The sequence below is a fragment of the Streptomyces sp. DvalAA-14 genome (genome assembly GCF_900091855.1).
GTDB lineage: Bacteria > Actinomycetota > Actinomycetes > Streptomycetales > Streptomycetaceae > Actinacidiphila.
The window spans coordinates 1-5,472 of the sequence record NZ_FMCH01000396.1 but is presented as its reverse complement, the minus strand read 5'-3'; the positions used below and the strand labels follow the sequence as shown (position 1 = coordinate 5,472).

Below are 5,472 nucleotides of genomic sequence, written 5' to 3'. Positions count from 1 at the left end.
CGTCACCACTTGCCCACACAGGGCCCGTTGGGCGAGCCGATCACCTGCCCGCCGGAGTGCGCGGACGACTTGTCCGTCCCTTGTGCGTCAAATGACGCTGTGCGCCGACCACGGTCGGGTCTTGCATGAAGCGGGGGCCAGAACCGGCCAAGGGGGGCCTCCCGCTTCGTGGAGGGACAAGCTCGATGAGGGTCAAGGCACAGCACTACGCAATCGTCGCCGTCGACGTGGAGAAGTTCGGCACCCGCGACAACCCCACCGCCTTCCTGCTGCGCAAGCAGCTGTACGCGCTGGTGGAGAGCGCACTGGACGACGCCGGGATCGACCGGTCCGCGGCGCCCGACCCGGCGGACCGCGGTGACGGCTTCTTCCAACTGCTGCCCGGTGACGTCGACAAGCTCGATCTCACCGGGCCCTTCGTCGCCCGGCTGCACAACGCGCTGCGCGACCACGCCGCCACCAGCAACGCGCTGGGTGCGCTGCGGATCAGGGTGGTCCTGCACTCCGGCGACGTCGGCTGGGACGGGCGCGGCTGGGTCGGGGAGGAACTCAACACGGCCTGCCGGCTGCTCGACATCGAACCGCTGCGCACCGCGCTCGCGCAGGCACGCCGCGCCGGGCTGGCGCTGGCCGTCACCGATGACTGGTACCGGCGGGTGGTCCGCCACGGGACGGCGGAGGTGGAGCGCGAAGCCTTCCGCGAAGTGCCGTTCGACGCCAAGGAGATCAAGGGCGCGAGCGCCTGGATCAGGGTGCCCGGCTACGACGTGCCGCCGGGCATCACGCCGATACGGCGGGCGGAGCCGGAGGCGGCCGGGCCCGCGTCGGCGGGACCGGCCGCGCCGGGTGGCGGAGCGGGCGGCGTCGGGGGTCACACGATCGGTGACATCGGCCAGGTCGGTCAGGTCGTGAACGGCGACCTGCACGTCAACCGTGACTTCACCATCCAGATGCCCCACCGCACCGAGAGGGGCCACTGATGGTCGACCCCGCCGCCAACGCGCCGGCGGGACCGGTCCCGGCGCCCGCGCAGGCCCCGCCCGACCCCAACGCGCCGCCGGCCGAGGCCCCCGGGCTGCTCTCCACGCTGACCGGGCTGGCCGGCCAGTCCGGCGCCGCCGACGAGCGGCTGGGCGCCGAACGCGACGCCATCAACGGCCTGCAGGTCGGGCAGCTCGTCGGCGGCCACGTCTTCAACATGGTCGCCGGGCCCGCCGCGATCCGGATGTACCGCCTTTCCACCGAGGAACTCCACGAGACCCGGGAGGCGTTCGTCCGGCCGCCGGACTGGGCCGCGCTGAACCGGAGGGCGGCCCAGCGGTCGGTGGTGCTGCTGCGCGGCCCGCTCGGCTGCGGCAAGTCCGCACTCGCCAGGGACCTGTTGCTCACCGCCGGTCACCCGACGCTGTATCTGCTGGACCCCGACACCGACCTGACCCGGCTCGGCCGGGTCGATCTCCAGCGGGGCGCCGGTTATGTCCTCGCCGACCTGCCGAACGGCGGCGCGCTGACCAGCTTCGAGCTGAGCCGGCTGGAGCACGAACTGCGCTCGCAGGACAGCCGGTTGATCGTGACCGTCGAGCAGTCCGCGACCCGCCTGGATCCCGGGGCGCAGGGCCATCTGCTCGACACCGACCGGCGGGCGGGCGGCCCGGAGATCGTCGCCGCACAGGTGGCGTGGCGGCTCGGCATCGGGGCCGGCCAACGGGCCCGCCAGCTGATGGCCCGCGCCGATGTACGCGCCCTGCTGCGGGACTTGCTGGCGGGAGCGTCCGCACAAAGGGCCGCGGTGCTCGGGCGGCTGCTGGCCGAGGCGGCCGAGAGCGGATCGGACGACGAGGTCACCGCCAAGGTCAGGGCCCGACTCGCGCTGATCGACACGGAGTCGATTCCCGTCTGGTTCGAGAACCTCGCCGACCTGGCCCGGCAGTGTCTTGCCGTGGGTGTGGCGATCTTCGGCGGCGAGGCCTACGCGTCGGTCGCGGCGCTGTCCCACGATCTGGAGGAGCGGCTCCAGGTCAAGGAGACCGCGCAGCACCCCGACCGGGCCCGCGGCACCGCGCTGCTCAGCAGCACGAGCGGCCGGCTGGCCGCCATCCAGGCCACCCTGGTCACCTCGGAGGTGGCCACCCGGTACGGAGGCACCCGCGGCCAAGTGGTCCGCTACCAGGACCAGGGCGTCTCCGTCCACGTACTGGAACACGTGTGGACCGAGTACGACCGGATCAGGCTGGTGCTCCCCGACTGGCTGCGGGACTGCGCGGTCAACGAGTCGCAGACGCTCCGGGTGCGGGCCGCGGTCGCGGCGGGGACGCTCGCCAAGCAGTCCTTCGAGACCATCAGGGCCCGCATCCTGCGTCCGTGGGCGGCCAGCGACCGCCCCGAACTGCGGGACGCCGCCGCCATCGCGGTCCGGGTGGCCGCGATGGAGTCCGGCCACGCGCAGGCGGCCCACGCCCTGGTGCGCAGCTGGAGCTTCGAGACCAACACCCGGCTGCGGGCCACCGCCGCCCGGGCGTGGCGGGTGATCTTCGAACTCGACGGGACCGAGGCCGCCTGGTCCCTGCTGCACGACCTCGCCGACACCGACCGGGACGACGTCGTCGACGCCGTGTGCCGCAGCCTGACCGAGTACATGGCCCTGGAGCAGGGCCGCTACTACCGCGACGCGCTCGACCTCATCGACCAGTGGTGCCGCTCCGGCGGCTACGGCCCGCGCCGCTCGACGGTCGGCGAGATCGCCTTCCTCTACGCGGCGGCCGACCTGGTGGAGCGCCGGGGCGGCGGGGTCGACGCGAACGGGACGGCGAGGGGACGCGGCGGACCGCTCGGCGGGTCCGGGAATCGGGCGGCCCGCGCCGACCCGGCGGCCCCGCGGGACCGGGCGGCCACCCCGCGCCCGGCAGCCGCGGCTCCCGGGTCGTGGCCGATGCTGCTGGCCGCCGCCGACCGCGACGACATCCGCCGCCAGGAAGTGGCCCTGCTGTGGATGCGGACGGTCAACTCGGCCCAGGTGTACGAGGCCGCCCACGAAGTGCTGGCCGAATGGGCCCGTCTCGCCGAGCCCGACCCGGCGGCGCGCGCCGCGCTCGGCCGGCTGCTCGCCGTGGCGGCCGCCGACCCACGGACCCAGCTGATCATCCGCAAGCAGGCCGACACGTGGATCGCGGCGGGTGAGGGCCGCGGCGCCCCGCTGGCCGGACAGGAAGTGCTGAACCACCTCGGAAGGAACCACCGATGAACGATCAGCAGCCCGGCCGGCCCCAGCCGGCTCCCCACGCGCAGGGCGCCGACGCGTCGCTGCTCGTCGGCGGCCCCTACACCGTCACCATGGGCAACCGCGGCACGCCGCCGCTGCCCAGCCAGGCCCTGGTGTTCACCACCGACGACGGGACGGTGGTCGAACTGCCCCGGCTGCCCTCGGCGATGGGCTCCTTCAAGTACCGCTACCGGTACGAGGTCGACACCAGCGACCACCGGTCGTCCTGGACGGAGGTGCTGCCGAGCGGTACCGGCGGCTACGGCTTCCAGGCGTCCTTGGACGCCACCTGGACGGTCACCGTGCCGGGCCAGGTGGTGCGGCGCAACATCAGGACGGTCGCGGACGGCAACGCGGCCGTCTCCCTGGCGATACGCAACCTGCTGTGGCCGCACGCCGGCCTCTACCCCATCGACCGCCTCGCCGACTTCGACACCTTCGTCCGGTCCAGCTTCTGCGCCAACCCCCACGCGTTGCCCGAGGGGTTGACGGTCTCCGCGCTGACCGTGGGGTTCTCCCTGGACCAACAGGCCATCGACCACCTGCGGGCGCTGCGACAGGCCGCGGAGAAGCAGAAGTTGCTCCAGGTCGAGCACCAGACCGACCGCACCAGGCAGCAGTTGGAGCAGGTGCTGCAGGCCGACCGGGAGAACGCGATCCGGCAGGCCGCCCGGGGCGACGGCGGGATCCTGGTCCACCTCATCGCCCAGGACCCGGGCAAACTGCGCGAGATCATGCAGGATTTCGGCCAGCGGCAGGACGTGGCCGCGGAACGCAAGATCAAGACGCTGCGGGACCTGATCGAGGCGAAGCTGATCCAGCCGGCCGAGGCGCAGCAGATCTGGCAGGATATGCATCACGCGGCCCCGTTGTTCGGCCCGGAGCCGAGTGCGGCACTGCCGCCGGTGGGGCCCGCGCCGGCGCAGTTGATGCCGGGGGCGTTCTCGCCGTCCCCCGCGCCCTCCGCCGCTCCCGCGGGCCGGGCTCGTCCGCCGCGCCCGCCGCCGGATCCCCCGGTTCCACCGCCGCGGGCTACCCGGCCGCGCCACCGGCGTCGGCCTCGCAGGCGGCCTCGCAGGCGCAGGTGGTGGCGGGCGTAGTGCTGGGCCCCGCGCAGAATCCGGCGCCGCCCAGGCCCCGGGTCCGCAGCTTCGAGCAGCCGCCGCCGGGGGCCACCGCGGCGCCGGCGCCCACACCCGCACAGGCATCAGCGGCACCCGCCGCTCCCGCCGCCCCCGCTTCCCCCACCGCGCACGGACCGGGCACCCGGCGCTCCACGAAACGAGGCCCGGCCGTCCAGACCCCCGCCGTCCAGACCCCGGCGGCTCAAGGCCCCGCCCCGCAGGCCCCGCCTGCCAACCCCTCGGCCCCCAACACACCGGCCCCGGCGCCCGGTTCAGCCGCTCCGCCCGCCCAGCAAGGGAGCAGCGCCGGCGGATCGTCGAACGTGGTCGGCACCACTCCGGTGGGCTCCCACCGGCGCCCCCGCAAGGACGGAAAACGGATATGAAGAGCCTTCGCCGAAACGCCGACCAGGAACCGCCGCAGCCGGGTCGGGCGGCCGACGGATCCGGACCGCCGTCCTCCTCCCACCGCAGGCGGGAGTCCCCGCCCGCCGTCCTGCGGCGCCGTCGGTGGGTCATCGTCGGGCTGACGGTGCTGACCGTGGGGCTCCTCGTGCTGATCTGCACGGTGTCCGGGCTGCTGGTGCGCGCCCTGTTCACCGCGCTGGCCGTCGTGGCCGTCCTGCTGGCGGGGTTCCTCGCCGTGGCCAACCTCCCCGGGCCGGAGTCCGCGGCCCGTCCCGCCGAGCCCTCGTCCCCTGTCGGCCGCCCGAAGCGCTGGAGCCGGAACGGCCGCTCCGGCCCCGGCGCCGCGGGCGCCGCCCATCCGAAGGTGCAGGTACAAACCGTGCAGACCTCCTCCGCCGAGGCCGAGCCGACCGTCGGCGGGCAGCCGCCCAGGGGTTTCGGACCGCAGGTGCCGGCGCCGGGAGCGCGGGCGACGGCGCAGGACCACGAGCAGGGCCGGGCCCAGGGCCAGGCGTCGGGCCAGGCCCAGCCACCGTCGCTCGCACCGGCCTCGTACGGCGCCCCTGCCGTGGTGGCGTCCCCCGTACCCGATCCCCGGCGGCCGGCGCGGCTCGACCCGGCCGGGGCCGGGACCGGCCGGCCGTACCCGCTCGCCCCGGGATCCGACCGCCCGGCGCCGGC

Annotated in this window: 3 protein-coding genes and 1 pseudogene; all 4 read left to right on the top strand. The window is 74.8% G+C overall.

The genetic code is table 11. The features are described 5' to 3' along the window. The first annotated feature begins 185 nt into the window (after positions 1-185). On the top strand, positions 186-980 hold the full coding sequence (locus tag GA0115240_RS21100) for a hypothetical protein (RefSeq protein WP_093738519.1): 795 nt from the start codon (positions 186-188) through the stop codon (positions 978-980). Then, positions 980-3,241 (top strand): hypothetical protein, encoded by a 2,262-nt coding sequence (locus GA0115240_RS21095; protein WP_093738517.1) that lies wholly within the window; start codon positions 980-982, stop codon positions 3,239-3,241. The genes GA0115240_RS21100 and GA0115240_RS21095 overlap by 1 nt, the downstream gene beginning before the upstream one ends. Then, a complete protein-coding gene (locus GA0115240_RS21090; RefSeq protein ID WP_093738515.1) occupies positions 3,238-4,359 on the top strand; it encodes a hypothetical protein in 1,122 nt (373 codons plus the stop codon). The genes GA0115240_RS21095 and GA0115240_RS21090 overlap by 4 nt, the downstream gene beginning before the upstream one ends. 406 nt (positions 4,360-4,765) lie before the next feature. Beyond that, positions 4,766-5,472, top strand: a pseudogene (locus GA0115240_RS21080) (hypothetical protein); the annotation flags it as partial.

What these genes read in the sequence shown, in the direction of transcription:
- GA0115240_RS21090 (WP_093738515.1), top strand. Translation starts at nt 3,238, where the DNA reads ATGAACGATCAGCAGCCCGGCCGGCCCCAGCCGGCTCCCCACGCGCAG.
- GA0115240_RS21100 (WP_093738519.1), top strand. Translation starts at nt 186, where the DNA reads ATGAGGGTCAAGGCACAGCACTACGCAATCGTCGCCGTCGACGTGGAG.
- GA0115240_RS21095 (WP_093738517.1), top strand. Translation starts at nt 980, where the DNA reads ATGGTCGACCCCGCCGCCAACGCGCCGGCGGGACCGGTCCCGGCGCCC.